The 26,631-nt window shown below is 72.7% G+C and carries 30 protein-coding genes; 13 read left to right on the top strand and 17 right to left on the bottom strand.

Annotated elements, in window-relative coordinates:
* Positions 1-91: 91 nt before the first annotated feature.
* The gene (locus ACLQ27_RS16370) at positions 92-1,924 is read left to right on the top strand and encodes a glycoside hydrolase family 15 protein (RefSeq protein WP_357494098.1); all 1,833 of its coding nucleotides are present in this window, start codon (positions 92-94) and stop codon (positions 1,922-1,924) included.
* 15 nt (positions 1,925-1,939) lie between these two features.
* Here the strand turns inward: ACLQ27_RS16370 and ACLQ27_RS16365 are convergent, their stop codons facing one another.
* The gene (locus ACLQ27_RS16365; RefSeq protein WP_357494288.1) at positions 1,940-2,755 is read right to left on the bottom strand and encodes a DUF72 domain-containing protein; all 816 of its coding nucleotides are present in this window, start codon (positions 2,753-2,755) and stop codon (positions 1,940-1,942) included.
* Positions 2,756-2,871: 116 nt separating this feature from the next.
* Here ACLQ27_RS16365 and ACLQ27_RS16360 point away from each other — a divergent pair, with 116 nt between their 5' ends.
* Positions 2,872-3,876 (top strand): glycosyltransferase, encoded by a 1,005-nt coding sequence (locus tag ACLQ27_RS16360; protein WP_425867441.1) that lies wholly within the window; start codon positions 2,872-2,874, stop codon positions 3,874-3,876.
* Between the two features lie 59 nt (positions 3,877-3,935).
* A complete protein-coding gene (locus ACLQ27_RS16355) occupies positions 3,936-4,667 on the top strand; it encodes a Clp protease N-terminal domain-containing protein (protein ID WP_234581381.1) in 732 nt (243 codons plus the stop codon).
* A gap of 10 nt (positions 4,668-4,677) precedes the next feature.
* On the opposite strand, the gene ACLQ27_RS16350 is transcribed toward ACLQ27_RS16355, so the two are convergent.
* Together ACLQ27_RS16350 and ACLQ27_RS16345 are read right to left on the bottom strand one after the other, a co-directional pair.
* A complete protein-coding gene (locus ACLQ27_RS16350) occupies positions 4,678-5,196 on the bottom strand; it encodes a hypothetical protein (RefSeq protein ID WP_357494102.1) in 519 nt (172 codons plus the stop codon).
* A 152-nt stretch (positions 5,197-5,348) separates the two neighbouring features.
* Positions 5,349-5,537 (bottom strand): DNA repair protein, encoded by a 189-nt coding sequence (locus tag ACLQ27_RS16345; protein ID WP_425867440.1) that lies wholly within the window; start codon positions 5,535-5,537, stop codon positions 5,349-5,351.
* A gap of 200 nt (positions 5,538-5,737) precedes the next feature.
* On the opposite strand from ACLQ27_RS16345, the gene ACLQ27_RS16340 reads away from it, so the two are divergent.
* On the top strand, positions 5,738-6,400 hold the full coding sequence (locus ACLQ27_RS16340; protein ID WP_357494104.1) for a GNAT family N-acetyltransferase: 663 nt from the start codon (positions 5,738-5,740) through the stop codon (positions 6,398-6,400).
* Positions 6,401-6,642: 242 nt separating this feature from the next.
* Here ACLQ27_RS16340 and ACLQ27_RS16335 read toward each other — a convergent pair whose 3' ends face one another.
* The 4 genes from ACLQ27_RS16335 to ACLQ27_RS16320 form a co-directional block, all read right to left on the bottom strand.
* Positions 6,643-7,341 (bottom strand): TetR family transcriptional regulator, encoded by a 699-nt coding sequence (locus ACLQ27_RS16335; protein ID WP_357494106.1) that lies wholly within the window; start codon positions 7,339-7,341, stop codon positions 6,643-6,645.
* Positions 7,304-7,789 (bottom strand): thiol-disulfide oxidoreductase DCC family protein, encoded by a 486-nt coding sequence (locus tag ACLQ27_RS16330; RefSeq protein ID WP_425867438.1) that lies wholly within the window; start codon positions 7,787-7,789, stop codon positions 7,304-7,306. Before ACLQ27_RS16330 ends, ACLQ27_RS16335 begins: the two co-directional genes overlap by 38 nt.
* Positions 7,786-8,361: a hypothetical protein gene (locus ACLQ27_RS16325; protein WP_425867436.1), complete on the bottom strand. Its 576-nt coding sequence runs from the start codon at positions 8,359-8,361 to the stop codon at positions 7,786-7,788. The genes ACLQ27_RS16330 and ACLQ27_RS16325 overlap by 4 nt, the downstream gene beginning before the upstream one ends.
* A 159-nt stretch (positions 8,362-8,520) precedes the next feature.
* A complete protein-coding gene (locus ACLQ27_RS16320; protein ID WP_425867434.1) occupies positions 8,521-9,975 on the bottom strand; it encodes a glycoside hydrolase family 3 N-terminal domain-containing protein in 1,455 nt (484 codons plus the stop codon).
* Between the two features lie 165 nt (positions 9,976-10,140).
* Here ACLQ27_RS16320 and ACLQ27_RS16315 point away from each other — a divergent pair, with 165 nt between their 5' ends.
* Positions 10,141-11,316, top strand: coding sequence for an ROK family transcriptional regulator (locus tag ACLQ27_RS16315; protein ID WP_234581370.1), 1,176 nt, complete (start codon positions 10,141-10,143; stop codon positions 11,314-11,316).
* A gap of 109 nt (positions 11,317-11,425) precedes the next feature.
* Here ACLQ27_RS16315 and ACLQ27_RS16310 read toward each other — a convergent pair whose 3' ends face one another.
* The gene (locus tag ACLQ27_RS16310) at positions 11,426-12,442 is read right to left on the bottom strand and encodes an ABC transporter permease subunit (RefSeq protein ID WP_357494114.1); all 1,017 of its coding nucleotides are present in this window, start codon (positions 12,440-12,442) and stop codon (positions 11,426-11,428) included.
* Positions 12,439-13,446: an ABC transporter ATP-binding protein gene (locus ACLQ27_RS16305; RefSeq protein ID WP_234581366.1), complete on the bottom strand. Its 1,008-nt coding sequence runs from the start codon at positions 13,444-13,446 to the stop codon at positions 12,439-12,441. The genes ACLQ27_RS16310 and ACLQ27_RS16305 overlap by 4 nt, the downstream gene beginning before the upstream one ends.
* Before the next feature lie 131 nt (positions 13,447-13,577).
* Here ACLQ27_RS16305 and ACLQ27_RS16300 point away from each other — a divergent pair, with 131 nt between their 5' ends.
* Together ACLQ27_RS16300 and ACLQ27_RS16295 are read left to right on the top strand one after the other, a co-directional pair.
* The gene (locus tag ACLQ27_RS16300) at positions 13,578-14,420 is read left to right on the top strand and encodes an ABC transporter ATP-binding protein (RefSeq protein WP_234581363.1); all 843 of its coding nucleotides are present in this window, start codon (positions 13,578-13,580) and stop codon (positions 14,418-14,420) included.
* 10 nt (positions 14,421-14,430) lie between these two features.
* Complete coding sequence (locus tag ACLQ27_RS16295; protein ID WP_357573758.1) at positions 14,431-15,327, top strand: ribokinase; 897 nt, start codon at positions 14,431-14,433, stop codon at positions 15,325-15,327.
* A gap of 40 nt (positions 15,328-15,367) precedes the next feature.
* Here ACLQ27_RS16295 and ftrA read toward each other — a convergent pair whose 3' ends face one another.
* A complete protein-coding gene (ftrA, locus tag ACLQ27_RS16290) occupies positions 15,368-16,393 on the bottom strand; it encodes a transcriptional regulator FtrA (RefSeq protein WP_425867430.1) in 1,026 nt (341 codons plus the stop codon).
* Between the two features lie 71 nt (positions 16,394-16,464).
* On the opposite strand from ftrA, the gene ACLQ27_RS16285 reads away from it, so the two are divergent.
* Complete coding sequence (locus ACLQ27_RS16285; RefSeq protein WP_425867429.1) at positions 16,465-16,923, top strand: rhodanese-like domain-containing protein; 459 nt, start codon at positions 16,465-16,467, stop codon at positions 16,921-16,923.
* Between the two features lie 33 nt (positions 16,924-16,956).
* On the opposite strand, the gene ACLQ27_RS16280 is transcribed toward ACLQ27_RS16285, so the two are convergent.
* A complete protein-coding gene (locus ACLQ27_RS16280) occupies positions 16,957-17,685 on the bottom strand; it encodes a hypothetical protein (RefSeq protein ID WP_234581361.1) in 729 nt (242 codons plus the stop codon).
* A 78-nt stretch (positions 17,686-17,763) separates the two neighbouring features.
* Between ACLQ27_RS16280 and ACLQ27_RS16275 the strand changes: the two genes are divergently transcribed.
* Positions 17,764-19,287, top strand: coding sequence for a dienelactone hydrolase family protein (locus tag ACLQ27_RS16275; protein WP_425867427.1), 1,524 nt, complete (start codon positions 17,764-17,766; stop codon positions 19,285-19,287).
* A gap of 35 nt (positions 19,288-19,322) precedes the next feature.
* On the opposite strand, the gene ACLQ27_RS16270 is transcribed toward ACLQ27_RS16275, so the two are convergent.
* The 3 genes from ACLQ27_RS16270 to ACLQ27_RS16260 form a co-directional block, all read right to left on the bottom strand.
* The gene (locus ACLQ27_RS16270) at positions 19,323-19,694 is read right to left on the bottom strand and encodes a DoxX family protein (RefSeq protein ID WP_425867426.1); all 372 of its coding nucleotides are present in this window, start codon (positions 19,692-19,694) and stop codon (positions 19,323-19,325) included.
* On the bottom strand, positions 19,691-20,173 hold the full coding sequence (locus tag ACLQ27_RS16265; protein ID WP_234581355.1) for a DUF6232 family protein: 483 nt from the start codon (positions 20,171-20,173) through the stop codon (positions 19,691-19,693). The genes ACLQ27_RS16270 and ACLQ27_RS16265 overlap by 4 nt, the downstream gene beginning before the upstream one ends.
* Positions 20,174-20,278: 105 nt before the next feature.
* Positions 20,279-20,761 (bottom strand): DUF6232 family protein, encoded by a 483-nt coding sequence (locus tag ACLQ27_RS16260; RefSeq protein WP_357494125.1) that lies wholly within the window; start codon positions 20,759-20,761, stop codon positions 20,279-20,281.
* 97 nt (positions 20,762-20,858) lie between these two features.
* Here ACLQ27_RS16260 and ACLQ27_RS16255 point away from each other — a divergent pair, with 97 nt between their 5' ends.
* The 4 genes from ACLQ27_RS16255 to ACLQ27_RS16240 all read left to right on the top strand — a co-directional run bounded on the left by ACLQ27_RS16255 (position 20,859) and on the right by ACLQ27_RS16240 (position 25,452).
* Complete coding sequence (locus ACLQ27_RS16255) at positions 20,859-21,632, top strand: enoyl-CoA hydratase/isomerase family protein (RefSeq protein WP_357494127.1); 774 nt, start codon at positions 20,859-20,861, stop codon at positions 21,630-21,632.
* A 248-nt stretch (positions 21,633-21,880) separates the two neighbouring features.
* Entirely contained in the window at positions 21,881-23,503 is a 1,623-nt protein-coding gene (locus tag ACLQ27_RS16250) for an acetolactate synthase (RefSeq protein ID WP_357494129.1), read from the top strand.
* A 171-nt stretch (positions 23,504-23,674) separates the two neighbouring features.
* Entirely contained in the window at positions 23,675-24,646 is a 972-nt protein-coding gene (locus ACLQ27_RS16245) for an ATP-binding cassette domain-containing protein (protein WP_357494131.1), read from the top strand.
* The gene (locus tag ACLQ27_RS16240) at positions 24,643-25,452 is read left to right on the top strand and encodes an ABC transporter permease (protein ID WP_357494133.1); all 810 of its coding nucleotides are present in this window, start codon (positions 24,643-24,645) and stop codon (positions 25,450-25,452) included. Before ACLQ27_RS16245 ends, ACLQ27_RS16240 begins: the two co-directional genes overlap by 4 nt.
* A 24-nt stretch (positions 25,453-25,476) precedes the next feature.
* Here ACLQ27_RS16240 and ACLQ27_RS16235 read toward each other — a convergent pair whose 3' ends face one another.
* From ACLQ27_RS16235 to ACLQ27_RS16225, 3 genes are read right to left on the bottom strand one after another with little or no spacing between them, the layout of a single operon-like run.
* Positions 25,477-25,893, bottom strand: a complete 417-nt coding sequence (locus ACLQ27_RS16235) for a PLD nuclease N-terminal domain-containing protein (RefSeq protein ID WP_357494135.1) — start codon at positions 25,891-25,893, stop codon at positions 25,477-25,479.
* Between the two features lie 27 nt (positions 25,894-25,920).
* Positions 25,921-26,226 carry a DUF202 domain-containing protein gene (locus tag ACLQ27_RS16230; RefSeq protein ID WP_357494137.1) on the bottom strand — a complete coding sequence of 102 codons (306 nt, stop codon included), beginning with the start codon at positions 26,224-26,226 and terminating at the stop codon, positions 25,921-25,923.
* On the bottom strand, positions 26,223-26,615 hold the full coding sequence (locus ACLQ27_RS16225) for a YidH family protein (RefSeq protein WP_354855211.1): 393 nt from the start codon (positions 26,613-26,615) through the stop codon (positions 26,223-26,225). Before ACLQ27_RS16225 ends, ACLQ27_RS16230 begins: the two co-directional genes overlap by 4 nt.
* Between the last annotated feature and the right edge of the window lie 16 nt (positions 26,616-26,631).

Genomic DNA, 26,631 nt, shown 5'->3' with positions numbered 1-26,631 from the left:
CTTCGTCTCCCGACACGGAGACGGCCAGCCGTGTAGCGCGCGGTATGCCGGGTAGTCGCCGCCGTCAGTCCGACGAACGGCGGGAGCCAACGTGGAGACGACGTACCCGGGTGTGGAGGAGCACGGCCTGATCGGTGACCTGCAGACCGCCGCGCTGATCAGCAAGGACGGCACGATCGACTGGTTCTGCGCGCCGCGCTTCGACTCGCCGAGCATCTTCGCCGCCCTGCTGGACCGTGGAAAAGGTGGCCATTTCCAGCTGTCTCCCGACGGTGTCGAGTATTCGAGCAAACAGCTCTACCTACCCGGCACGCCGATCCTGATCACCCGTTTCCACAGCGCCGACGGGGTCGGGGAGCTGTTGGACTTCATGCCCGTCACGGGCGAGCAGGCCACCGACCGGCACCGGTTGATCCGGCTGGTGCGGATGGTCCGGGGGACCATGCGCTTCCGCTTCGACTGCCGGCCGCGGTTCAACTACGCACGAGATCCGTACGAGCTGGAGGTCCACCCGGAGGGCGACGTCTTCCGCAGCTCGACCCTCTCCCTCACCATGACCCCCTTCATGAACGCGGAGGGCCTCGTCGACAGGCGGACGATCCAGCGCGACGCCGAGGGCGTCTGCTTCTCCAACGTGCTGCACGCGGGCGACATCGGTGGCGTCGTCCTGGAGACGGCCTGCCCACACGCACCCCGGGCCCTCAGCACCGCCGAGGCGTGCGAACTGCTCGCCGAGACCAGGGACTACTGGCGTCGGTGGGTCGCCCGTTCGTCCTACACCGGTCGCTGGCGGGAGATGGTCGACAGGTCGGCGATGACGCTCAAGCTCATGACGTACGCCCCGACGGGCGCCCTGGTCGCCGCCCCGACGGCGGGGTTGCCGGAGCAGATCGGCGGACCACGGAACTGGGACTACCGCTACACGTGGATCCGCGACGCCTCGTTCTCGGTGCACGCGCTGCTCAGCATCGGTTTCACCGAGGAGGCCCAGACGTATCTGTCCTGGCTCGAAGCGCGCATCCGGGACGCCCACGACGGCGACTCGCCTCTGCAGATCATGTACCGCGTCGACGGCTCGCCGGACCTTTCCGAGGAGGTGTTGGGCCACCTGGAGGGGTACCGCCGCTCGGCGCCGGTACGGATCGGCAACGGCGCGGCGGGCCAGGTGCAACTGGACATCTACGGCGAGGCGCTCAACTCGCTGCATCTCGCCGACCAGAGCGGGCTGATGACGTCGTACGACGGGTGGCGCAAGACGGCCGGCCTGATGGACTGGCTCTGCGACAACTGGAACCAGCCCGAGGACGGCATCTGGGAGACCCGCTCCGGGCGGCAGGACTTCACCTACGGGCGGATGATGTGCTGGCTCGCGTTCGACCGCGCGATCCGCATCGCCCACGCACGTGGGCGTCCCGCGAGCATCACCCGCTGGGCGGACGAACGCAACGCCGTCTACGAGCAGGTCGTCGCTCGGGGATTCCATCCGGAACGACAGGCCTTCGTGCAGCACTACCGCACCGACATCACCGACGCCTCGCTGCTCGCGATGCCCGGGGTGGGCTTCATCGCGCCGAACGATCCGATGTGGCTGTCGACGTTGCGGGCGATCGACAACGAGCTGGTCTCGGACAGCCTCGTCTACCGCTACGACCCGAAGGCGTCGCCCGACGGGCTCGCCGGCTCCGAGGGCACCTTCAGCATGTGCACCTTCTGGTACGTCCAGGCCCTCGCCCAGTCCGGTCGGCTCGACGACGCCCGGCTGACGTTCGAGAAGATGCTGACGTACAGCACGCCGCTGGGGCTCTACTCGGAGGAGATCGCGCCCACCGGTGAACAGATCGGCAACTTCCCGCAGGCGTTCAGTCACCTCTCGCTGATCAGCACGGCCCATCACCTCGACGCCCTGCTCGACCGGGAGGCGTGACCGCGGGCGTACGCGTCAGAAGAGGGTGAGTGGTTCGACAGGTATCGGTTCGGGCAGTGCGTCGAGCCCCGGCACGCGCGCCCGTACCTCGTCGTGGAAGCGGCGGGCGAGTGCCGGCGCGTCGGCGTTGTCCGGCGTGTGGATGAACACGGTGGGGAAGCGACCCTCGCGCAGCCAGTCGGCGGCGACCTCGACCCAGCGCTGCCATCCCTGCACCGTCCGGGCGCTGTCGTCGCGGCCCAGGTAACGGACGATCGGGCGGTCGGTCAGCGCGACCGACCGCAGCGGCACCCGTGGCTTCTTGGTCCAGGCGTCGCGTTCCGCGTCGCTGGTCGGCGGACTGGCGAAGAACGCGGTGGTGTCGAAGGGGATCCATTCGGCCGAGGCGGCGGTGAGGGTCTCCTCGAGCCGCCGGATCGCGTGCGGGTCGGTGAAGAACGCCGGGTGGCGAACCTCCACGGCGTACCGGTGGGAGCCCGGGAGCTGGCCGAGGAACCGGTCGAGGGCGGGCACGTCGGCGGGTGAGAACGACCCCGGCAGCTGGATCCAGAGCGCGTGGGCGCGGGGACCGAGGGGCTCGATCGCGTCCAGAAAGGCGCGCAGCGGGTCGCCGACGTCGGTGAGCCGGCGTTCGTGCGTGACGACCTTGGGGAGTTTGAGGACGAACCGGAAGCGGGGATCGGTCTGCGCCGCCCAGGACGTCACGGTGTCCCGAGCCGGCGTCGCGTAGAACGTCGTGTTTCCCTCGACGGCGTCGCACCAGCTCGCGTAGTGCCGCAGGCGCTCTCCGGACGGCAGCGAGTGACCCGGCCACGACCGGTGGGTCCACATCGCGCATCCCACGTGCAGACGCATGACCGCCCCTCCTTCGCTGTGCAGCCGGGCTCACCGTATACGGGCCGGCGCGACGGGCCGGGCCGACGGTGCGGCGGGTAGCGTGCGGCGCCATGCGCGTGCTGTTCGCCAGTCTTGCGTCCGTCGGTCACACCTACCCGTTGATCCCGTTGGCCATCGCCGCCCGCGAGGCCGGTCATGACGTTCACTTCGCCGTTGGCGAGGCGGTGCACGCGCCGCTCGCCGCGAACGGCCTACGGCCGTTCCGCCCCGGCGACGTCTTCTACGAGGCGTACGCCGAGGATCTGGAACCGGAGCTGGCGCGTCTTCGACCCGACCTGGTGGTGCACGAGTGGGGTATGCCGGGAGCCGCCGTCGCCGCCCATCGGGCCGGCATCCCGGGCCTGTGGCACGGGTTCGGTCGTCTGTTTCCCCACGGCATCGGCCTCGAACTGCCCACCGCGAACGCCGAGGTCGCCGGCCGCCCGCATCTCGACATCTGGCCGCCCTCCCTGCAGGACGAGACGTTCCTCGCCACCGAGCGTCGGATCGAGCTGCGGCCGGTCGCCTTCTCGACGCCGGCCCCGCTGCCCCCGGCGGTGCGACACCGGACAAACCGGCCTCTGATCTACCTGTCCCTCGGCACCGCGTTCGGCACGCCGGAGCTGCTCCGGACGGCCATCGCCGGTCTGGCGACGCTGGATGCGCAGGTGGTGGTCGCCGCGGGTCGCGTGCCCCCGGAAGAGCTTGGCGACATCCCCGACCGGGTCACCGTGCACCGCTGGGTGCCGCAGGCGGAGCTGCTGCCGCTCGTGGACGTGGTGGTGCACCACGGCGGCAGTGGCACCACCCTCGGCGCGCTCGCGGCAGGCGTGCCGCAGGTGCTCATTCCGCAGGGCGCCATCCAGTTCGCCGATGCCGAGGCGCTCAGCGCCGCCGGTGTCGCCCTGCGGCTCCTACCGGGTGAGGTGGATGCGGAGGCGGTCGCCGAGCAGACCCGACGTCTGCTCGCGCCGCACGCCGCGCAGCGCGCGGCGGTCCGTGACGTCGCCGAGGAGATCGCGCGGATGCCCGCACCGGCGTCCGTCGCCCAGCGCCTTCCGGAGTTCGTCGAGTGAGCACGACAGTGCGTCAACTCGTGGTTGACGACGAGAGATCGTCAACCTATGGTTGACGCATGACCGAACCTTTCCAGATGAACGACCAAGTCAAGCTCGACGACCTGATCCAGGCGATCAAGAAGGCGCACACCGACGCGCTCGACCAGCTCACCGACGCGGTGATCGCCGCCGACCACCTCGGCGAGGTCGCCGACCACCTGATCGGGCACTTCGTCGATCAGGCCCGGCGCTCGGGCGCCTCGTGGACCGACATCGGCCGCAGCATGGGGGTCAGCAAGCAGGCCGCGCAGAAGCGCTTCGTGGCGAAGGGCTCCACCGAGGCCGCGGCGCTCGACCCCAACGCCGGCTTCGCCAGGTTCACCCCCCGGGCCCGCAACGTGGTGGTGGCCTCGCAGGAGGAGGCCCGTGCCAGCGGTAACGCCGAGATCGGCCCCGAGCACCTGGTGCTGGGCCTGCTGGCCGAGCCGGAGGGCCTTGCCGCCAGGGTGATGGCCGGTCGGGGCGCCACCCCCGAGGCGGTGCGGGAGGCGGTCGGTGCCGTCCTCCCACCGCGCGCGGAGCAGGTTCCGGAGCTCATCCCGTACGACGCGCGCGGCAAGAAGGCGTTGGAGCTGACCTTCCGGGAGGCGCTGCGCCTCGGGCACAACTACATCGGCACCGAGCACATCCTGCTCGCCCTGCTGGAGCAGGAGGACGGCGCTGGCGTGCTCACCAACCTCGGCCTGGACAAGGCGGCGGTCGAGGGCGACCTGTCCGCCGCCCTCGCCGCCGCCGTCGGAAAGAAGTGAGTACCCGGGATCAGGACACCTCGGGGAAGCCGTAGCGCAGGGCGTGCTCCGGATCGGCCGGGTCGATCTGGCGTACGCCCGCGTCGGCGAGCCGCTTGTTGACCTCGTCGAGCTGCTCGCGGACCAGTCGGGCCTCCTCCTCGGTGACCCGGCCCCGGTGCGGCTTGCCGGCGTGCTCCAGCGTGCCGTAGTCGATCTTTTCGGCGCTCTTGCGGGCCTTGGGCGGGCGGACCCGCTCGGCAGTCTTCAGCAACTGCGCCATCGGGACGTCGGTGGCCATCGCGTCGAACTCGCTGGCGGTCAGGACCACCCGTCGTGGCTCGCCGCCGCCGTGCCGGTCGTGGATCTCCACCACCGCCACGTCCAGCGCGGCGTCGTCGATGCTCTCCACCTCGCCCGGGGTGGCGTCGAGCTGCACGGGCCCGGCGACCAGGTCCGGGTGCTCCAGGACGACGACACGAACCACCTCGTCGTCCTGCTGCAGAACGGTGCCGGTGAAGTCGGAGACGTGGATCGTCTTCTTGCCCATGCGCGGAGCTTCTCCTGTCGTAGGCCGGGGTGCCGGACCTGGAAGAAATTACCCGACAGGTGTGCGAATGCCGGCGCTGGTCCTCCTGCGGTGTGTCGTCCCCAACCAGCGTCAGAGGCCGCCTTCGGTGCTGGCCGGGCCGTTGCGGCGGGTCAGCGCGTGTTGAGGCCGTGCCGGCTGGAGCTGCCGGCCGGCAGTCTGTTCAGCTTGGCCCAGGACAGGGTGTCCGTCGTGCGGGTCACCCGGTAGCGCGGTTGGGCCGGAAGGGGTCCGGCGACCTCCGCTGCCCGCCAGAGTCGCGTGGGGTCCTGGTGGAAGCGGTCGTTCGGCTGAATCGGCATGACCATACCGTCCCAAACAAAGGTGTCCATGTATGGAAATACCTATGACGGTCGATCTCGCCACCCGGTTCCCGCATCTCGGGCAGCACCATGTCCGACGCATTCACGGGCCCGGTCACCCGGTCCCGACGGGAAGGCCCGCCCGCGCGGGCCGCTGCGCGTACGGTGATCCACGACGTGTCCGGCGACGGGAGGTAGGCATGCTCGACCGGCGGCTCCAGCTGCACCTGGCCTCGTGGCTCGGCCAGTGGCCGGCCGGCCCGGGGCTGCACGTGGTCGCCTCGCATCGTCGCCTCAGGCCGGCCTGGGACGGGCGGCTGCGACCGGCCCTCGCCGTCGACACCGGTCGGAGCGCGGTGCTCTCCGTCGCGCCGGACCGGGTGGCGGCGATCCGGGCGTTGGTCGAGCGCGCTCCGGAGCGCATGCTCGCGGCACTGCCGGAAGCCGTCGGCCTGCCCGCCTTCTGCGTGCACGACGGTCCGTTCCGGTGGAGTCTGTCTCCCGCGCCGCTGCCCGACGTGGGGGAGTGGACCGAGTCGACAGCCCCCGGCCTGCCGCCCTGGCTGCGGCTTTTCGACCGGCAGGTGCTCGTGGTCCGCGACGCGGACGGCGCCTATCTCGCCGGAGCCGGGATAAAACGCCACGACGCGTACGGGCACGAACTGGCCATCGGCACCGCGCCTGCGGCTCGGGGCCGGGGCCTCGCCCGTCGGCTGGTGGCGCAGGCGGCGCGGCGGGTCCTGGACGAGGGGGCGGTGCCGACGTACCTGCACGAGAAGGACAATCACGCCTCCGCCCGGGTGGCCGAGGCGGCGGGCTTCCCGGACCGGGGTTGGCGGGCGTACGGGGTCTATCCGCGCTGAGGCGGGGCGGTCGCCGGGCGCCGGTCCCAGTGCGCGGACCGTGGATCCCGGGCCGGATCCACGGTCCGCAACCTGCCCCCAGGCCCCGGTTCTCGGGCGATCGGCCGCGTCGGTGGACGGGTCGATCCGATGTCGATCACGCTACGTATCGAATGTGCCCGGTGCAAGGTGCGAGCTGTCGGGTCGGAGTGTCGAATAACGGACTTGACCTGCGGCGGAGCCGCGCGTTGGGTGTGAACCGGTCAGTGACGCAGCGTGCGGATGAGGTCGAGCACCTGTCGGGTCACCGGGCGGAGCACCCGCAGCCGCGACAACGCGACCAGCCGGTCGATCAGCGGCACCACACCGTCGATCAACTGCCGGGTCTTGACCTGACCGGGCGACCGGTCGTGCACCCAGTAGAGGACGACGCCCATGTACGCCAGCCAGAGCAGCTCGGGCAGTGCGGGGCGCAACTCCGCGTCGACCTTGGCGGTCGAGCCGGTCAGCACTTCGGCGAACAGCTCGATCGCCGCCTGCCGGGGGCCGGACGACTCGGCCGAGAAGGGGCTGAGCGGAGAGGTCGGCTCGGCCGCGGTCTTGAAGAAGGTCGCCGCGAACGCGTGCGACGGCGTCAGCACGTCGATGCCGGCGTGCAGCACCCCGGCCAGCCGGTCGCCGAACGTCACCTCCCGGTCGAGCACCGGTTGGGCCTTCGCCCGGTGCTCGACCTGGGACTGGGCGTAGAACTCCTGGATCAGGTGGTCCTTCGAGCCGAAGTAGTAGTAGGCGTTGCCCACCGCGACGCCGGCCTCCTGCGCGATCGCCCGCATCGTGGTCTGGGCGTAGCCGCGCTCGCGGAACAGCCGCATCGCGGTGTCCCGGATCAGCTGCCGGGTCTGCTCGCCCCGGGCGGTCGCAGGTTCACCCGCAGTGGTCGTCGGCGCCTGTTGCTCGGTCATCGGGGTCACGGTATCCCGCCGGCTCGTCGGTCGACTCGGCCCACGGATCGCGGACCCGTTCCCGGATCGCGGAGGCGGTCGCCACCACCTGCCGGGCCAGCGGCAGCAGATGCGGCCGGGACAGCCGTTCGGCCGCCGACCGGTGGTTGGCCAACGCCCAGAGGCAGGCGAACCAGGCGCCGTCGCCCGCGTACACCTCGCCGGTGTCGGCCACGACGGTCAGGTCACGCAGGGTCGCGTCGTGGTCCAGGCCGGGGAAGCGCCGCCGGGCCTCGGTCGAGCCGGCCGGCACGAACTCCAGGGGTACGAGTTGGGCGCGGGACGCGAGCCACCGGCGGGCGGCCCGGCAGATCGGGCAGTTCGCGTCGAACAGGACGGTGAACCCCCGGTCCCCACCGCCCCCGAACGCGGTGGGATCCGAGGGCCCGCCGACCGGTGCGGCGGTCATCGGGTCGCGGGGTTGGTCCCCGGCCCGTCGGCGCCGGGCTGTGCCGCGCGGGGCTGTGCGGCGCCCGGCTGTGGTCCCACCGGCTGTGGTCCCACCGGTTGGGGTCCCGTCGGGTAGGGCCCGACCGGCTGTGCGCCGACCGGGTAGGGCCCGCTCGGGTGTGCGCTGTGCGGTGCGGGTGGCATGGGGAGCCGGCCGATCGGTGCGATGGGCGGGTGCGTGGCGAGCTGGCGGAGACGGCTGCGGCGGTAGCGGCCCAGTGCGAAGACGTTGAAGAAGTGCAGCGCGCCGAGCACCAGCAGCACCAGGCCGATCTTGAGGGACAGCTCCTCCATGGCCTGACTGGTGGTGAGCACCGGGTCGGGGTGCTTCATGGCCACCGTGACGTAGCCGAGGTTGAGCAGGTAGAAGCCGACCACCAGGAGGCTGTTGACCGCTCGGGCGAGTCGTTCGTCGGCGAACACCTCCTCCAGGAAGACCTGCCCGTTGCGGGACAGCGCTCGAGCCACCCAGATGGTCAGGCCGACGCTGACCGCCAGGTAGATCACGTACATCCAGACCTTGATGTCCATGTGGACGCCTTCCTTGAACGTGTTCAACTACCGACGACTTCAGCCTAGATCGGGCATTGAACATGTTCAAGAAGAGGCGACAGGTGACTGTGGACACTGTGGCGCAGCGCTGAGAGCCGCCCGGTCGAGCCCTGGAGCCCGACCGGACGGCGTCGAGACTCAGTGCGCCAGACCCAGGGCCTCGGCCGCCGCGCGGCCGTTGGCGTGGCTCGCGCCGTAGGTGGTGACGAAGGCGCGTACGCCCGCTGGGCGCCACTGTGCCGGCCAGCCCATCTCCACCACGGTCACCGGGTGCTGGGCCGCCAGGTCGGCGATCAGTTCCGGGCCGCCGGGCAGCCGGTGCAGGTGTCGTCCGACAAGCACGATCGGACGCTCGCCGGCCAGCCCGCGCAGCGTGGCCGGGTCGGTCTCGCTGGCGATCACCCGGATCTCCCGAGTGCCGTCGAGGTGCGGGCCGAGGCCCCACGGCACCCGTCCCTCGGCGATGGTGGACTCGGTGTGCAACTGCACCACCAGCGGCTCGTCCAGGCCGGTGAGCGCCCCGTGCACCCGCACCGCCCGGCGTGCCACCGCGTACCCCAGATCGGGGTCGGCGGCGGTCGGTGACGCGCCGGCGGCCCGGGTCCAGGCGGCGAGTGCGGCGGCGCGGCCGGCCGCCTCCTCGACCCGGGCGATCGGCAGCCGACCGTCGGCGGTCGCCTCGGCGATCTCGGCGGCCACCCGCTCGACGAGCGCGGCGTCGACCTTCGCGCCGATGCAGAGCAGGTCGGCGCCGGCCGACAGGGCCCGGACCGCGGCCGGTCCGACGCCCCCGGCGGCCACCGCGGCGCCCTTCATCTCCAGCGCGTCGGTGATCACCGTGCCGGTGAAGCCGTACTCGGTGCGCAGCAGGTCGACCAGGACGGCCCGGCTGAAGGTGGCCGGGTCGTCTCCGGTCAGCGCCGGCACCCGGATGTGCGCGGTCATCACGGCACGCGCCCCGGCCGCGACGACCGCGGCGAACGGCGGCAGGTCCCGCTGGCGGAGCACCTCCAGCGGTACGTCCACGGTGGGCAGCTCGTGGTGGGAGTCGGCGATGGTGGCGCCGTGGCCGGGGAAGTGCTTGGCGCAGGCCGCGACGCCTGCGGACTGCAGGCCGCTCACGGCGGCGGCCGAGTGGGCGGCCACCCGGACGGGGTCGGCGCCGAAGGAGCGGGTGCCGATCACGGGGTTGTCGTCGGCGGTGTTCACGTCGACGGTGGGTGCGAGGTTGACGGTGATGCCGAGCGCGGCCAGTTCGGCGCCGATCGACTGGTAGACCCGTCGGGTCAGCTCCACGTCGTCGACCGCGCCGAGCGCGGCGTTGCCCGGGTACGGGCTGCCGGTGGCGTGCGCCAGCCGCGTCACGTCGCCACCCTCCTCGTCGATGGCGATCAGCACGTCGGCCCGGCCGGCGCGCAGCGCCGCGGTGCCCGCCGCCACCTGCGCGGGGTCGTGCACGTTCGTGCCGAACAGCGTGTGCCCGGCCAGCCCGTCGGCCACGAGGTCGACCGCCCAGTCCGGCGGGACCGGTCCCGGGTACGCGGCGAGCAACGTGCCCAGCGCGAGCCGACGCAGTCCTGGATCGAGCCCCACGTGATCTCCCCCTTCGGTCCTTCGGGCACGAGCGTCGTACCCGCGGTGGTCGTCGCCCTGCCGGGTCGGCCGAGCGCTCTGCCTCCGGGTGGCCGTTACGCTACGGCTACCCGTTCGCAGGTCGGTTTACAGTTAGCAAAGTTTACTAAAACTAGAGGACGTGGCATGAGTGCGACCCGGCTGCCCGGCACCCCCCGCCTGTTGCGGGCGCTCAACGACCGCGCGGCGTTGGAACTGCTGCTGGAGCGTGGGCCGCTCACCCGGGCCCGGCTCGGTGAGCTGACCGGGCTGTCCAAGGTCACCGCCTCGCAACTCGTCGAGCGGCTGGAGGAGCGCGGCCTGGTCAGCCGGGTCGGCGAGCAGGCCGGCGGGCGGGGGCCGAACGCCCAGCTCTACGCGGTGCGTCCGAACAGCGCCCACGTCGTCGGCGTGGACGTCGGGCCGGACCGCGTGGTGGCCGCCTGCGCCGACATCACCGGTGCCGTCATCGGCCGCGTGGAGCAGTCGACACGGGACACCGACGATCCGGTGGGCGTGGTGCACAACGCAGTGGTGCAGGCCGCCAGCAGCGCCCAGGCTCAGCTCAGCAGCGTCCGCCGGATCGTGCTCGGCACGCCGGGCCTGGTCGACCCGCACACCGGCGACATCACCTTCGCGTTCAACCTGCCGCGCTGGCACAGCGGCCTGCTCGCCGCGCTGCGCGACGACCTGCACACGCCTGTGGTCTTCGAGAACGACGTCAACCTGGCCGCGGTGGCCGAGGCGCAGTCCGGCGCCGCGCAGGGCGTGGCCGACTTCGTCCTCGTCTGGGTGGGTGCCGGCGTCGGCCTGGCGATCATGCTGGGTGGCCGCCTGCACCACGGCAGCAGCGGCGCGGCCGGTGAGATCGGCTACCTGCCGGTGCCCGGAGCGCCGATCCCGCGCGACGTCTCGCGGCGTGCCAAGCCGGCCTTCCAGCAGGTGATCGGCGGCGACTCGGTACGCGCGGTGGCCCGCGAGCACGGCTACCCGGCCAGCGACGCCGCCGAGGCCGTCCGCGCGGCCGTCGCCGGTGGCGCCGCGGGCGGCCCGATGCTCGACGAGCTGGCCCGTCGGCTCGCGCTCGGCGTGGCAAGCACCTGTGTGGTGCTCGACCCGCCGTTGGTCGTGCTGGCCGGTGAGGTCGGCCAGGCCGGCGGGACGGCACTCGCCGACCGGGTGCAACGGGAGGTCGCGGCGATCACCCTGGTCCGGCCGCGGGTGGTGCCCACCGGCCTCACCGAGGAGCCGATCCTGCGCGGCGCGCTGCGCACCGCCCTGGACGCCGTCCGCGACGAGGTGTTCGGCTCCACCGTCGGCTGAGCCCGCTGGGGCGGTCATGTGAAGGAATATTTCACCGGTGGCAGCGACGCTGCAACCCGTTGCCGGGCCAGGCTGCCAAGCCGCCCACGGCGGGCGGCCCGGGTGGACCTCAGATCAGGTCGCGGCGACGGAAGGTGGCGAACGCCGCCATGGTCAAGCCACCGGTGATCACGAGCAGCACCACCAGCGACGGGCCCCAGGTCAGGCTGTAGAAGCCCGAGCAGGAGCCGGTGCCGGAGCTGCTTGTGCAGAGCTGATTGTCCCAGAAACGCACCTCGCCGTTGAGCCACGCCACGATGTGGCTGGAGAGCATCCACCGGTCCGGCCGCCGGGCGTCGACGATCTCCAGCACCAGCCGGGCGCCCAGCTCCCACACCACGGCGTACGCGGCGGCCACGCCGAGCGCCGCGGAGGTGTGCCGGCCCAGCGTCGCGATGGCGAAGCCCAGGGCCGTGGCCAGCAGCACCAGCACCAGGCCGCGTCCGTGGATCGCGCCCAGCGAACGCCAGAAGTCGCCGCTCAACTGGCCGGCCAGCCCGGCGGTCTGCCCGATCACCCAGAAGGTCGCCAGGTAGACCAGAGAGGCCGCCACCGCCAGCGCCAACACCGTGCCGAGTAGGGTGCCCAGCTTCGCGCCGAGCACCGTCAGCCGGCGCGGTCGCCACAGCAGCAGGTTCACCACACCGCCAGAGTTCAGATCGGCCCCGATGTACGAGGCGCCGACCAGGAACCCGAACAGCACCAGGAAAGCGATGAGGAAGTAGAGCAGCGGGCGGGCCTGCTGTTCGAAGCTGAACACCCCGGGCAGATAGTCGGCCGCGATCGGCAACCGGTCCTGCCGGATGGGGTCCACCTCCGAGCAGTCGGCCGGGAGGTACTCGTCGGTGTAGCCGGGCGGAAGCGTGCCGTTCTGCCGGGCCAGGCACGCTTGGTGAGTGTCCTCCATGCGCTGCAGCGTCTCGGCGGCCTGCGCCCGCGCAGAGCTGAGCTCGGCGGAGGTTGGCTTGTGCGAGCCCGCCAGTGTGGTCGCCGCCGTGACGGCGAACGCCAGCGCCAGCAGGACGACCATGAGCTGCACGAAGCGGCGCGCGGACAGCCGCTCCAACTCGGCCCGGACCAGGTTCACGCGTCCACTCCCCGTACGTCGAGATCGATCACGGCGTCGTCGGCGCCGGACGGCCGCGCCCAGTCGTCGACCTGGCGCGGGACCGACGGATGCTCGCCGCCGCCGGTCAGCTCCAGAAAGACGCTCTCCAGATCGGGCCGGATCGGCGTCAGCTCGCTCACCCACAGCCCCTGCTCGCCCAGCACCCGGCTGATGACCGTCGGATCGGTCGCCCCGCTCACCACCAGCGCGTCACCCTCGACGGCAGCCGTCAGCTCCGCCGCACCCAGCAGCTCGGCGGCGCGGACCGGCTCGGCAACCCGGACCAGGAACTCGTGCCGGTCGTGACCCGCCAGCACCTCGTCCACCCGGCCGGCCGCCACCCGCCGCCCGCGCGAGATGATCGTGACGTGGTCGCAGATCAGCTGGATCTCGCCCAGGATGTGGCTGGACACCAGCACGGTCACCCCGGCCGCCGCGAGCGACCGCATCAGGTCGCGCATCTCGCGGATGCCGGCCGGGTCGAGACCGTTCGCCGGCTCGTCCAGGATGAGCAGCCGCGGATCCTTCAGCAGCGCGGACGCCACCGCGAGGCGCTGCTTCATGCCCAGCGAGTAACCCTTCACCCGCTCGTCGCCGCGGTCGCGCAGACCCACCAGCTCCAGCGCCTCGTCCACCCGGGAGATCGACACCCCACCGGCGCGCGCCAGCAGCCGTAGTGTGCGGCGCCCGGTGAAGTTGCCGAAGAACTGCGGACTCTCCACGATCGCGCCGACCCGGCCGGCCACCCGGGGCAGCAGCTCCGGCGACGGCTCGCCCAACACCGTCATCCGCCCGCCGTCGGCCCGGACCAGCCCGAGCAGGGCGCGCAGCGTGGTCGTCTTGCCGGAGCCGTTGGGCCCCAGAAAGCCGTGGATCTGCCCGGCCTCGACCAGCAGGTCGAACCCGTCGACCGCCACCCGTGGGCCGTGGCGCACGCTGCGGAAGGTCTTGCGTAGACCCTCGATCTCGATGACCGCGCTCATCCGCGCGACTCCACACGTCGATCGGGCATCTGTCGTCCTCCGGCTGTGGTGATCAACGACACGGTGCCTCACCCTATGGCGGGGGCGCCGCCCATGGGGGGCACCCCGACGCTGCGTGGTTGGATGGTCGGGTGACTGGTGACCTGATCCCCGGCGCTGCCGGCGCCGCGCCTGCCGCCGCTCCCGTGGACCCGGATCTGGTGGTCAGCCTCGACAGCGTCGGCGTACGCCGCTCCGGCACCGCCCTGCTGCAGGACCTGACCTGGCGGGTCGAGCTGGACGAGCGCTGGGTGGTGCTCGGCCCCAACGGCGCGGGCAAGACCACCCTGCTCAACCTGGCCGCCGGCCGGCTACACCCCACCACCGGCGTCGCGCACGTGCTCGGTGAGCGGATCGGCCGCACCGACGTCAACGAACTGCGTACCCGCATCGGGCTCTCCACCGCCGCGCTCGCCGAGCGGGTCCCCGCCGACGAGCAGGTCAGCGACGTGGTGGTGACCGCCGCCTGGTCGGTGGTCGGCCGCTGGCGGGAGAGCTACGACCGCGGTGACGAGGCCCGGGCGCGGGCGTTGCTCAGCCAGCTCGGTGTCGGCAACCTCGCCGAGCGCCGCTACGGCACGCTCTCCGAGGGCGAACGCAAGCGCGTCCAGATCGCCCGGGCACTGATGACCGACCCGGAGCTGCTGCTGCTCGACGAGCCCACCGCCGGGCTCGACCTGGGTGGCCGCGAGGACCTGGTCACCCGGCTGGCCGAGCTGGCGTACGACCCGGACGCCCCCGCCATGGTGCTCGTCACCCACCACGTGGAGGAGATCCCGCCCGGGTTCACCCACGCGCTGCTGCTGCGCGAGGGCGCCGTCGTCGCCCAGGGTCTGCTCGCCGAGACGGTGACCGGCGACAACCTCTCCAAGACCTTCGGTCTGCCGCTGGTGGTCGAGCGGTCCGGCGACCGCTACACCGCGCGCGCCGCCTGAGCGGGTGACCGTGTCGCAGACCCGGGTGGTGGTGGTCGGCAGCGCCAACATGGACCTGGTCGCGATGGCGCCGTCGCTGCCCCGGCCGGGCGAGACCATGCTCGGCACCGACTTCGTGATGGTGCCCGGTGGCAAGGGCGCCAACCAGGCCATCGCCGCGGTCCGGGCCGGCGCCTCCTGCGCCTTCCTCGGCGCGATCGGCTCCGACGCGTTCGGCGTGACGCTCCGGGCCCGGATCACGGCGGCCGGCGTGGACACCGGCCACCTTCGGGTGGTCTACGGCGCCTCCGGTGTGGCGCTCGTGATGGTCAACGCGCAGGGGGAGAACGCCATCCTGGTAACCCCCGGCGCGAACGACGCGCTGGTCGGCCTCACCGACGAGGAACTGGCGACGGTGCGCGGGGCGGACGTCCTGGTCGCCCAGCTGGAGATCCCGGTGCAGACGGTGACCGCCGCCGCGCTGGCCGCCCAGGCCGCCGGCACCCGGGTGATCCTCAACGCCGCACCGGCCCGGGACCTCCCACCGGAGCTGCTTCAGGCGGTGGACCTGCTGGTCGTCAACGAGGGCGAGGCGCAGGCGTTCACCGGTCGCGGCCGGGAGGAGCCCCGCGCGCTGCTCGACCTGGTGCCCCGCGCCGTGCTCACCCTCGGCGACGCGGGTGCCTGGTACGTCGATCGGGACGGCGCCGAGGTGCACGTGCCCGCCGTCGGAGTCGACGTGGTCGACTCCACGGCGGCCGGTGACGCGTTCACTGCCGCGCTGGCGGTCGGCTGGGGCGAGGGGCGGGACGTCGTCGACGCCGTGCGCTGGGCGGCGGCGGCCGGCGCGGCCTGCGTACGCAAGCTCGGCGCCTCGGTGGCCCTGCCGCACCGTGCCGAGATCGACGCGCTGTACGCGCCCGGCTGACCCGTCGTCGGGCACCGCGACGTCGGTACGCCCGACCACGTCACGCCGGCCGGCCGGCGCCCGTGCGGAAGGCCCGCCGGTACGCCGACGGTGACGTCAGCATGATCCGTCCGAAGTGGTGGCGGAAGGTGACCGGGGTGTCGAAGCCCACCGCGCCGGCGATCTGCTCGATCGGGGCTTCGGTCTCCTCCAGCAGCGCCAGACTGGCCCGGACCCGCTGGTCGATGAGCCACCGGATCGGGCTGGTCCCGGTGGCTCGGGTGAAGTGCCGCAGGTAGGTGCGCGGTGACATGTGTGCCCGCGCGGCGAGCCGGGCGATGCTCAACGGCTCGGTGAGGTGCGCGAGCGCCCAGTCGATGCTGGCGGCGATCCGGTCGTCGTCCGGATCGGCGGTCACCGGCGCCTCGACGAACTGGGCCTGTCCGCCGTCGCGGTGCGGAGGGATCACCAACCGGCGGGCGACCGCGTTGGCGATCGCCGCCCCGTGGTCACGCCGCACCACGTGCACGCTGAGATCGAGGCCGGCGGCGCTGCCGGCGCTGGTGAGCAGGTCGCCGTCATCGAGGTAGAGCACGTCCGGGTCCACCTCGACGCGCGGGTACCGCCGTGCCAGCAGCTCCGCGTACCGCCAGTGGGTGGTGGCCCGCCGCCCGTCCAGCAGGCCGGCGCCGGCCAGCGCGAACGCGCCCGAGCAGATCGACATGATCCGGGCGCCGCGTGCGTGTGCCGTTCGCAGCGCCGCCACCAGGGCGGGCGACGGGTCGGCTGTCACGTCCGGCACGCCGGGCACGATCACCGTCCGCGCCGCCGCCAGCTCCGCCAGGCCGTACGGGGTGTGCAGGCTGACTCCGCCGACGACCGGGACCGGCCCGGGCTTCTCGGCGCAGATCACCAGGTCGTACCAGTCGACGTCGAACTCGGGGCGCGGCAGCCCGAACACCTCGGTGACGATGCCGGTCTCGAACACCGACATCCCCGGGTACGCGAGCACGGCGACGCGGTGAGCGGCCGGCCGTCGCGGCGTTGGCAGCGGGCGCGGGCGCGTCTCCACCGCACTGTTCGGCATGGCGGGATGTTAGCGCAGGACGTCGTTCCCGCCACTCGTCCCGGCCGCCCGGTGCGGCCACGATCAGTGTCATGACCTTTGCTTTCGCTGTCCCGCCGGCCGCTCCGGACGTCGCAGTCGCCCACTTTTCCGCCCGACTCAGCGTCCAGACCGATGTGAGTGACGTGCACGCCGACCTGGCGGCCCGTACCCCCGGGCTGGTGGTGGTCGACTCCCGGGGCGTGGCCGGCTGGGCGCAGGGGCACCTGCCGGGAGCGGTGCACCTGCCCACCGCCGAGATCGCCGCCCGGGCGCCCGACCTGATCCCCGCCGGCACGGCGGTGGTCACCTACTGCTGGGGGCCGGGCTGCAACGGCGCGACCCGGGCGGCGCTGGAGTTCGCCCGGCTCGGTGTTCCGGTCAAGGAGATGCTCGGTGGGTTCGAGTACTGGGTACGGGAGGGACTGCCGGTGGAGACGGAGACCGGGCTGACCCGACGTCCCGTCGACGAGCTGACCGCACCAAGGGGGACGATCACCTGCGACTGCTGACCCGGCCACCGACCAGCGGCCGGCGCGTGGGTCTCAGCCGGCAGGCTCGTCGCTGAGCTTCTCGCCGCGTCGCCGCAGCATGCCGAGACCGGGGATGCCCGCCACGGCGAGCTTGAGATCACGGGTGACGTCCAACAGGTCGTGCAGGTCGGGCCCGACCCGGTCCAGCGTCGCCAGGATCGGCAGGATGTCGGCGGTCAGGTGCTCCTTGAGCTTGGGCAACTCGTCGATCAGGTGGATCGCCGCGGTGATCTCCTCGTGGCTCAGCTCCTCGACGAACCGACCGGTCATCGGCGCGGCCCGCCGCAGCGCCGGCTCGTACGCCGCCAGCAGCTCCGCCGCCGTGGTCGCCGCCTGCGCGGCGGTGCCCACGGTGACCGCGGCGCTGCCGGCCACCGCCTCGGCCTCGGTGACCACAGTGCCGGCGAGGTGCGCGACCTTCTCGGCCTCGGTGACCACCACGGCGGCGGCCGTCGCCACCTCGCTGGCGGTGTCGATGGCGGTGGTCGCGGCGGCGCTGATCACCGCCACCTCGCGGACCGCCGCCTCGGCGTCGGTGAGCACCGCGTCGGTCCGGTCCAGGGTCGTCTCGATCCGGTCCACCACGCCGTTGATCCTGGCCAGCAGCGCTTCCACCCCGTCGAGCACCGCGAACGCGCGGGCGGGCACGGCGGCGAACGAGGCCGCCGAGCCGAGCGCCTGATCGAGGGCGGAGCGGGTCAGGCCGACCACGGCGCCTGGTGTGGGGAGGGGAATCGCCATGGGAACAAGTGTGCGTCGGCCCCGCCACAACCGCTCGCGGGCGATCACCGGTGCGGTCCGCGGCGGTAGGGTGCCGGCATGTCGGCCGCCTCGCCGCACCACCCTCCGAGCACCCGCGCGGCCGTCCTGCTCGCCGTGCTCGCGGCGGTGGCCGCCGCGCTCGGCACGGCGGTGCTGGTCCGCGCGGACGCCGGCCTCTCCGTGCGGCAGGTCACCGTCGACGGCGTGCCGATGACCGAGGTACGCGCCGGCCCGCCGACACCGGACGCGCGGCGGCCCGGCGTGGTGATCGCGCACGGGTTCGCCGGTTCGGGGCGGCTGATGCGCCCGATCGCCGACACCGTGGCCCGCCGAGGAGCGGTAGCCCTGCTGTTCGACTTCGCCGGGCACGGCGCCAACGCGGCCCGACTCGGCCCCGACATGTCACCCGCGACGCTCGCCGCCGACCTGGACGCCGCGGTCGCACATCTGCGCGCCCAGCCGGATGTGGACCCGACCCAGATCATGCTGGTGGGTCACTCGATGGGCGCGGGCGCGGTGACCCGGTACGCGGCCGCGCATCCGGAGATCGCCCGGACCGTGGCGATCTCACTGCCCGGCTCCGGCGAACTGCCGCCGGGTCGCCCGGCGGAGTTGTTGCTCATCGTCGGCGGCGCGGAGTTTCCCGCGTTCCGGCGCGCGGCCGACGACGCGGTGCGGCGCGGGGCGGCGGTCGGCCGGCGGCCAGTGGTGGTGGTGCCCGGGGTGGAGCACATCTCGGTGCTCTTCGCGCCCCGCACCCACGAGGAGATCGCCGGCTGGCTGCCCAGCGTCGACGGGAGCGCGTCGCCCCGACCGCTGGTCCGGCTCGCCGGGGCGGCGCTGCTGGTGTTCGCGTTCGCCATCGGCGTCGTCCCGTTGGCTGCCCTGCTCCTGGGCCGGCGGGCCGGCGCAGGAACGGCGTCGGCCGCCGGCCGGCCGCCGCTGCGTGGTCTCGTCCTGCTCGGGCTGGCCGTCCTCGCGGGCGGTCTCGCGGCGGCGGCGGCCGCCGTCCTGCCGACCAACCGTCTCCCGCTCGCGGTCGGCGGATACGTCACGGGCTTCCTGCTGGTCAGCGGGTTGCTGGTGAGCGGTGGCCAACGCTGGCTGCCCGCCGCGACGCGAGCGCCCGGCGTGGCCGTGGACGAGACCGCTCGTCGTACGCCGGCACGGACCACAGTCGCCGCGCTGGCGCTGACGGCGTACGCCGTCCTCGCCGTGGGGCTGCCGATCCACCTCGGGCTGACCTCGGCGCTGCCGGTCGGCGCCCGCTGGTGGTTGCTCCCGGTGGTGCTGGGCGCGTGCCTGCTGTTCCTGCTGGGCGTCGAGCAGGTCGCGGCCGGCCGGACCTGGCGTCGTCTGCTTGTCGTCGCGGTCACCGTGCTCGTGCTGAGCACGTCGGCGGTGGTCGGCCTGGCACCCGGGTTCGTGCTGCTGGTGGTGCCGTTGTTCGCCGTGCTGCTCGGCTGGCACGTGCTGTGGGCGGCGGTGCTGCGCCGGTACGCGACCCCGCGCTGGCTGCCGGCGCTCGTGGGCGCCGCCCTGCTGGGCTGGCCGATCGCCACCACCCTGCCCCTGGCCTGACGGCTCCGCCGTCGAGTTGAGGCCCGGCCGGGGGTCTAGCGGCCGGCGCGGGCGACCCGCAGCGCCCACCAGATCAGTGGGACCTGCATAGGCACCCGGCCGTAGGCGACGGCCCGTTTCGACGGCCGCCGGTGCCGCCAGTCCACAGCCATCTTCACGTTGGCCGGCAGCACGGCGACGAACAGCGCTGCGGCGGCCCGACCGCCGGCTTGCCGGGTCGCGGGGTGCGCCACCGCCGCCGCCACCGCCAGCTCGGCGACCCCGCTGGCGTACGTCCAGAGCCGGGCCGGCCCGGGCAGCGCGCGCGGCACGATCGGGTCGTAGAAACTGGGGCGCAGCAGGTGGGTGACGCCGGCCGTGGCGAGCAGCCCGGCGAGCGCGACGGCCTCGCCACGTCGGGTGGTCATCGATGGTCCCCCTGCTGTTCGACGGCGCGCTGCACGGCCCGGTAGATCTGCCCGAACCGTAGCGCGTCCGGCGTGCGCAGCAGCATGTGCTCCTGACCGTGGTGCTGCACCCACAGCTCGTGCACGTGGCTGCCGCGCTCGTACGAGCGGTCCAGCCAGCCGAGGGGAATCTCCAGGAACGGGGCCAGCGCCAGCGCCCCCACCGCGCAGGCGGCCAGGATGATCAGCGCCAGTTGCCAGTTGCCCCGATCCTGTGCCGACCAGGCCAGCGAGACCACGCAGACCAGCGCGACGAGGGGCGGCAGCGACAGCAGCAGGACCAGCACACCGCGACCCAGCACCCGGCCGCGTACGGCGAGGGTCTTCTGCCCTCGTTCGTGCCAGACGAACGTTACGTCGGGCAGGGCGATCACCTGACCGCCGGCCCGGATCGACTCGGAGGTCACCTGCACCGCGTCGTCCCGGTAATAGAGGGTCATCACTAAGCCTAACCACCGGCAGGCAACTCGCGCGCCTCGGCGGCGGCCGCGACAGTTCCGTCAGCGGTCGACGGAACTGCCCCAGATCGGCGAACGGCGAGGGGGCTAGCGGCGCGCGGTGGGCCGGGCGGCTGGCTGGGTGTGCTCCATCGCGCGCTGCACCGCCCGGTAGATCTGCCCGAAGCGCAGGGCGTCGCCGGTGTGCAGCAACCGCACCGGCTGCCCGCGCCAGCGGGCCCAGATCTCCATCTGCCGGCTGCCCCTGGCGTACGAGCGGTCCAGGTATTCGAAGAGGAAGTCGGCGACCGGGCCGACGGCCAGCCCGACCAGCACCGAGGCGCCGACGATGGCGATGGTCACGGTGGGGGAGCGGTGCAGCCAGACGGCCAGGCCGATGCCGAGCACGGCCGCGACAAGTGGGCCGGCCAGCGCGGCGCCGAGCGCGCCTCGCCCGACCAGCACCCGCCAGGAGCGGCTGCCCCGGCGGTGCCAGACCATGGTGATCTCGGCCAGCGAGTAGCTGCGGCCGTCGACCTGGACGGCGGTGGAGGTGACCTGCACCGACCTGTCGTCGTAATACGTGATCATGGCTGGACTCCCGCCCGAGGGGCTGACACACACTACTTACCCCAACGAGCCGGGTCGTAAGGTTGGCACGCGACTTCGACGAGGAAGTGAGGGCAGCGTGGGCGAGTTCGTTCGGCTGGAGACCACTGACGGCATCGGCACCATCCGGCTGGAGCGGCCGCCGATGAACGCGCTCAACACCCAGGTGCAGGAGGAGTTGCGCGCCGCCGCCACGGCGGCCACCGCCGACCCCGAGGTCCGCGCCGTCATCGTGTACGGCGGGGAGAAGGTCTTCGCCGCCGGGGCGGACATCAAGCAGATGGCCGACATGTCCTACGTGGACATGGCTGACCGGGCGGCTGCCCTTTCCAGCGCGCTCGGCGCGATCGCCCGCATCCCCAAGCCGGTGGTCGCCGCGATCACCGGCTACGCCCTGGGCGGGGGCTGCGAGCTGGCGCTGGCCTGCGACTGGCGGGTCGTGGCCGAGGACGCCAAGCTCGGCCAGCCGGAGATCAGGCTCGGCATCATCCCCGGTGCGGGCGGCACCCAGCGGCTGGCCCGCCTGGTCGGGCCGGCACGCGCGAAGGATCTGATCATGTCCGGGCGGATGGTGGACGCGCAGGAGGCGCTGCGGATCGGCCTGGCCGACCGGGTCGCCCCGGCTGCCGAGGTGTACGACGCGGCGGTCGCGCTCGTCACGCCGTACCTCAATGGGCCGGTGCAGGCGCTGCGCGCGGCGAAGCTGGCTGTCGACGGCGGCCTGGACATGGACCTGAACTCCGGCCTGGCCTGGGAGAGTCAGCTCTTCGCGGCGCTGTTCGCGACCGACGACCGGCGCGAGGGCATGGCGGCGTTCGTCGAGAAGCGCAAGCCGGACTTCACCGGCCGCTGACGGTCAGGGCCTGTTTTATAAGAACTGGCCGGCCTGCGGCGGGCCCGGACGACGACCGACGGCGTTGCGGTTTCGTCCGGATACAACACCGGTATCCGGACGAAACCGCGCCTTGCCGGATCGCCGCCCGGACTCCGCCTCGGCTCGACCGCCCTTATAAAACAGGCCCTTAGCTGAGAACGGTTCACATTGTTCCTACCGGCCAGTAGCGTGGGGCCTCGGTCATGAGGAACGAAGGGGAGCGGCGAATGACGGAGCGGATCGAGGGTCACGGCGGAGAACTGGCCCTCGCGGCACTACGCGCCCACGGCGTACGGGAGATGTTCACGCTGTCCGGCGGGCACGTCTTCCCGCTGTACGACGCCGCGCACAAGGCCGACTTCCCGATCTACGACGTCCGGCACGAGCAGTCCGCGGTCTTCGCCGCCGAGGCGGTGGCCAAGCTCCAGCGCCGTCCCGGCCTCGCCGTGCTCACCGCCGGGCCGGGAGTCACCAACGGCATCTCGGGCATGACCAGCGCCTTCTTCAACGCGTCCCCGGTGCTGGTGCTCGGTGGCCGGGCACCAGCGTTCCGCTGGGGATCGGGCAGCCTCCAGGAGATGGACCACCTGCCGCTGGTCGCCCCGGTCACCAAGCACGCCGAGACGGTGTTCAGCACCGACGACATCCCGCGTGCGGTGGGCGCGGCCCTCACCGCCGCGCTCACCCCGCACCGCGGACCGGTCTTCCTGGACTTCCCGCTGGAGACCGTCTTCTCGGTCGCCGACGCCGACCTGCCCGCGCCGTCCGGCGTCGACCCCGTCGAGCCGGACCCGGACGAGGTCAGCCGGGCCGCGACGCTGATCGCCGGTGCGCAGCGGCCGGTCATCATCGCCGGCTCGGACGTGTACGCGGGCGACGCGGTGGCCGCCCTGCGCGAGGCGGCCGAGGCGTTGCAGGTGCCGGTCTTCACCAACGGCATGGGCCGCGGCTCCCTGCCCCCGGAGCATCCCCTCGCCTTCGCCAAGGCCCGCCGCGCCGCGCTCTCCGGCGCCGACGTCGTTGTGGTGGTCGGCACGCCGCTGGACTTCCGGCTCAGCTTCGGGGACTTCGGCGACGCCAAGGTGGTGCACATCGTCGACGCGCCAAGCCAGCGCGCCACGCACGTGCAGCCGGCCGTGGCCCCGGCCGGCGACCTGCGCCTGATCCTCTCCGCGCTGGCCGACCACGCCGGTGACCGGGCCGACCACACCGACTGGATCGCCGACCTGCGGGTCGCCGAGGACGCGGCGAAGGCCCGGGACGCCGCCGAGATGGCCGCCGAGACCGACCCGATCCGGCCGGCCCGCATCTACGGCGAACTGCGCCGGGCCCTCGCCCCGGACGCGATCACCATCGGTGACGGCGGCGACTTCGTCTCGTACGCCGGTCGGTACCTGGAGCCGTCGCAGCCCGGCACCTGGCTGGACCCGGGCCCGTACGGCTGCCTGGGCACCGGAATGGGCTACGCGATGGGCGCCCGGGTCAGCCACCCGGACCGGCAGATCTGCGTGCTGATGGGCGATGGCGCGGCCGGCTTCTCGCTGATGGACGTCGAGTCGCTGGTCCGCCAGAAGCTGCCGGTGGTGATCGTCGTCGGCAACAACGGCATCTGGGGGCTGGAGAAGCACCCGATGAAGGCCATGTACGGCTACGACGTCGCCGCCGACCTCCAGCCCGAGCTGCGCTACGACACGGTGGTCAGCGCGCTCGGCGGCGCCGGGGAGACGGTCGCCAAGGCCGCCGACCTGGGCCCGGCCCTCAAGCGGGCGTTCGACGCCGGAGTGCCGTACCTGGTGAACGTGCTCACCGACCCGACCGACGCGTACCCCCGGTCGTCGAACCTGGCCTGAGTCGCACCCGCCGCCGCCGTCGCCCCTCGCGGGCGGCGGCGGCGCGGCGTCTTCCCGCAGCTAAATAGGCGGAATGTCAGCGTCGGTCGTCGTAACGTCAGCGCGGGATCGGCGGGATGTCAGCCCTGTCGCCCATGGTGGTGTCATCACCCGCAGACGACAGGAGTTGCGATGGACCACGCGATCCGCGCCGAGGGTCTGGTGCGGCGTTTCGGCGCCACCACCGCCCTCGCCGGAGTTGACCTGGCGGTCCCGACCGGGACGGTCTTCGGTCTGCTCGGGCCGAACGGCGCCGGCAAGACCACTGCGGTACGGGTGCTCGCCACCCTGCTGCGCGCCGACGAGGGACATGCCACCGTGGGCGGCTTCGACGTGGTCCGCGACGCCCACCGCGTGCGTCAGCTGATCGGCCTCACCGGCCAGTACGCCTCGGTCGACGAGACCCTGACCGGCGCGGAGAACCTGCTGCTGATCGGGCGGTTGCTCGGCCTGCGCCGGGCCGACGCCAAGCAGCGGGGCCGGCAACTGCTCGACGACTTCGGGCTGAGCGACGCCGCCGACCGGGCCGTGAAGACGTTCTCCGGCGGGATGCGGCGGCGACTGGACCTCGCCGCCAGCCTGGTCGGTAGGCCGCAGGTGCTGTTCCTCGACGAGCCGACCACCGGCCTGGACCCGCGCAGCCGCAACGACCTGTGGGACGTCGTCCGTACCTTGGTCGCGGACGGGGTGACGGTGCTGCTCACCACCCAGTATCTGGAGGAGGCCGACCAGCTCGCCGGCGAGATCGCCGTGGTCGACCACGGGCGGGTGATCGCCCAGGGGACGCCGGAGGAGCTGAAGGCGAAGACCGGCGGGCAGACCCTCACCGTGCGTCCGGTCGACCTCAGCGACCTGGGCACCGTGGTCGCCATCGCCGGCGAGGTGGCCGGCGTGACCCCCGAGGTCGCACAGACCGCGGTCACCGTCGCGGTGAACGACCCGCGCGTACTGCCCGTCATGGTGAGCCGCCTCGACGCGGCCGAGATCCCGGTCGCCGAGCTGGCGCTGCGCGGCGCGAGCCTGGACGAGGTCTTCCTCTCCCTCACCGGCCACCGGGCCGAGGACGCCCCGGCCGACACCGACCTGGAAAGGACCCCGGCATGACCTCCGTGACGCTCAGTCCCGCGCTCGCCCCGGCCCGGCGACTCGGAGTCGCCGCCGGGCTGCGGCACACCTTCACGCTGGCCTGGCGCAGCCTCGTGCAGATCAAACACAACCCGATGGAGCTGCTCGACCTCAGCATCCAGCCGGTGATGTTCGTGCTGCTGTTCACCTACGTCTTCGGCACGGCCATCGCCGGCTCGTCCGGCGAGTACCTCACCTTCATGCTGCCCGGCATCATGGTGCAGAACGCGCTCTTCGCCACGATGACGACGGGGTTCGGGCTGAACAACGACCTCACCAAGGGCGTCTTCGACCGGCTGCGGGCGCTGCCCATCGCCCGGTGGGCGCCGCTGGCCGGCCGGATCCTCGCCGACACCGTCAAGCAGGCGTGGTCGATCGCGCTGCTGCTCGGCGTCGGGTCGATCCTCGGCTTCCGGGTCGGCAACGGCGTGCTCGGCGTGGTGGGGGCGTTCGCGCTGCTGCTGGCGTTCACGCTGGCCGCGTCCTGGATCTCGGTGCTCGTCGGGGTGCTGGTGAGTGAACCGGACAAGGTGCAGATCTTCGGCTTCATGGTGATCTTCCCGCTGACCTTCACCAGCAACATCTTCGTCCCGACCGACCGGATGCCCGGCTGGTTGCAGAACTGGGTGGAGGTCAACCCGGTGACAGTGGTGGCCGACGCGCTGCGGGGCCTGCTGGTCGGTGGGCCGGTGGCCGGGCCGGTGCTCCAGACGCTGCTGTGGGGCGCCGGCATCGCGGTGATCTTCGCGCCGCTGGCCGTACGCGGCCTCAGGCGTCGGGTCTGAGGGGCGTACCGGCCGAGCTGGTGCTCACACCTCCGGCCGGTCACCCTCACGGGGCGGCTCACCGTCGCGGCGGCGCAGGTCGTCCTCACGCCGGCGCAGGTCCTCCTCCCAGCGGCGGAAGAGCTCCTGGTCCTGTTGGCGGGTGCGGTCCTGCACGGAGCGCAGGAACTCCGGGTCGTCGTCGGGAGCGAGCGGGCGGCGCGGCTGCCGGTCGGTGGAGCCGTTGCCGGAGGGCCACGCCGTGCGGGTCGCGGTGCCGGGCTCCCGGCCGGCGATGAACCAGGCGATCGACCCGACCAGGGGGAAGAACAGGATGATCAGCACCCAGGCGATCCGGGGAAGGGCGCGGATCTGGCCCTCCTCGGCGGAGAGGCAACTGATCAGCGCGCAGACGGCGAGGACGATCTGCGCCAGGAAGAGGAGAACGTACAGCCGGGCCATGCACCCATCATGGCGCACCGCGTCCCGTCACCACAGTCCGCGAACCGTCACCAGCACGCCGAGCAGTGCGAGCCCGACGGTGCCCAGCGCGACCAGCGGCAACGTCCGGCCGCCGGTGCGGGCGGCCCCGGTGCCGGTGCCGCGGGGCCAGCAGAGCACGAGCACGCCGCCCCAGAACAGGACGGCCGCACCGGCGACCACCGCTCCGAACGGGCCGCCGTTGGACGCCAACCGGACGGCGAGCGCGGTCACCACGGTCAGCGTCAGCAGGGTGCGTCGCCAGGCCAGCCGGGTCCGCTCCGGTTGCAGCCCGGGATCGCGTCCGGCGCTCACCGTCCGCCGATCGCGCGCGCCAGCACCGCGATGACCAGCAGCACCGCGCCGGCGCCCACGGCGAGGGCGAGGACGGCGGGGAAGCGGGAGGCGGGCAGCTCCTGACCGAGCCGGATGGCCCGTTCGGTACGCGCCCAGTGGTCCACGGCGCGGATCGCGACGGCGCCGCCGAGCAGCAGCAGCGCGACAGCGATGACCTCCCGCAGGTGGCTCATCGGCAGCTGCGGCAGGAACTGCGCGGCGGCCAGCCCGCCACCGACCAGCGCCAGGCTGGTGCGCAGCCAGGCCAGGAAGGTCCGCTCGTTGGCCAGCGAGAACCGGTAGTCGGGCGTCTCACCGACGGCCCGCGCCTCGGCCGGGTCGAACCACCGCCTGATCACCTCCCACATGCTGGGAGATTATCCG

This window comes from Micromonospora sp. DT63, assembly GCF_049841615.1.
Lineage (GTDB): Bacteria > Actinomycetota > Actinomycetes > Mycobacteriales > Micromonosporaceae > Micromonospora.
Note: the sequence above shows the minus strand (reverse complement) of the source record. Positions and strands in the feature narration are given on the sequence as shown.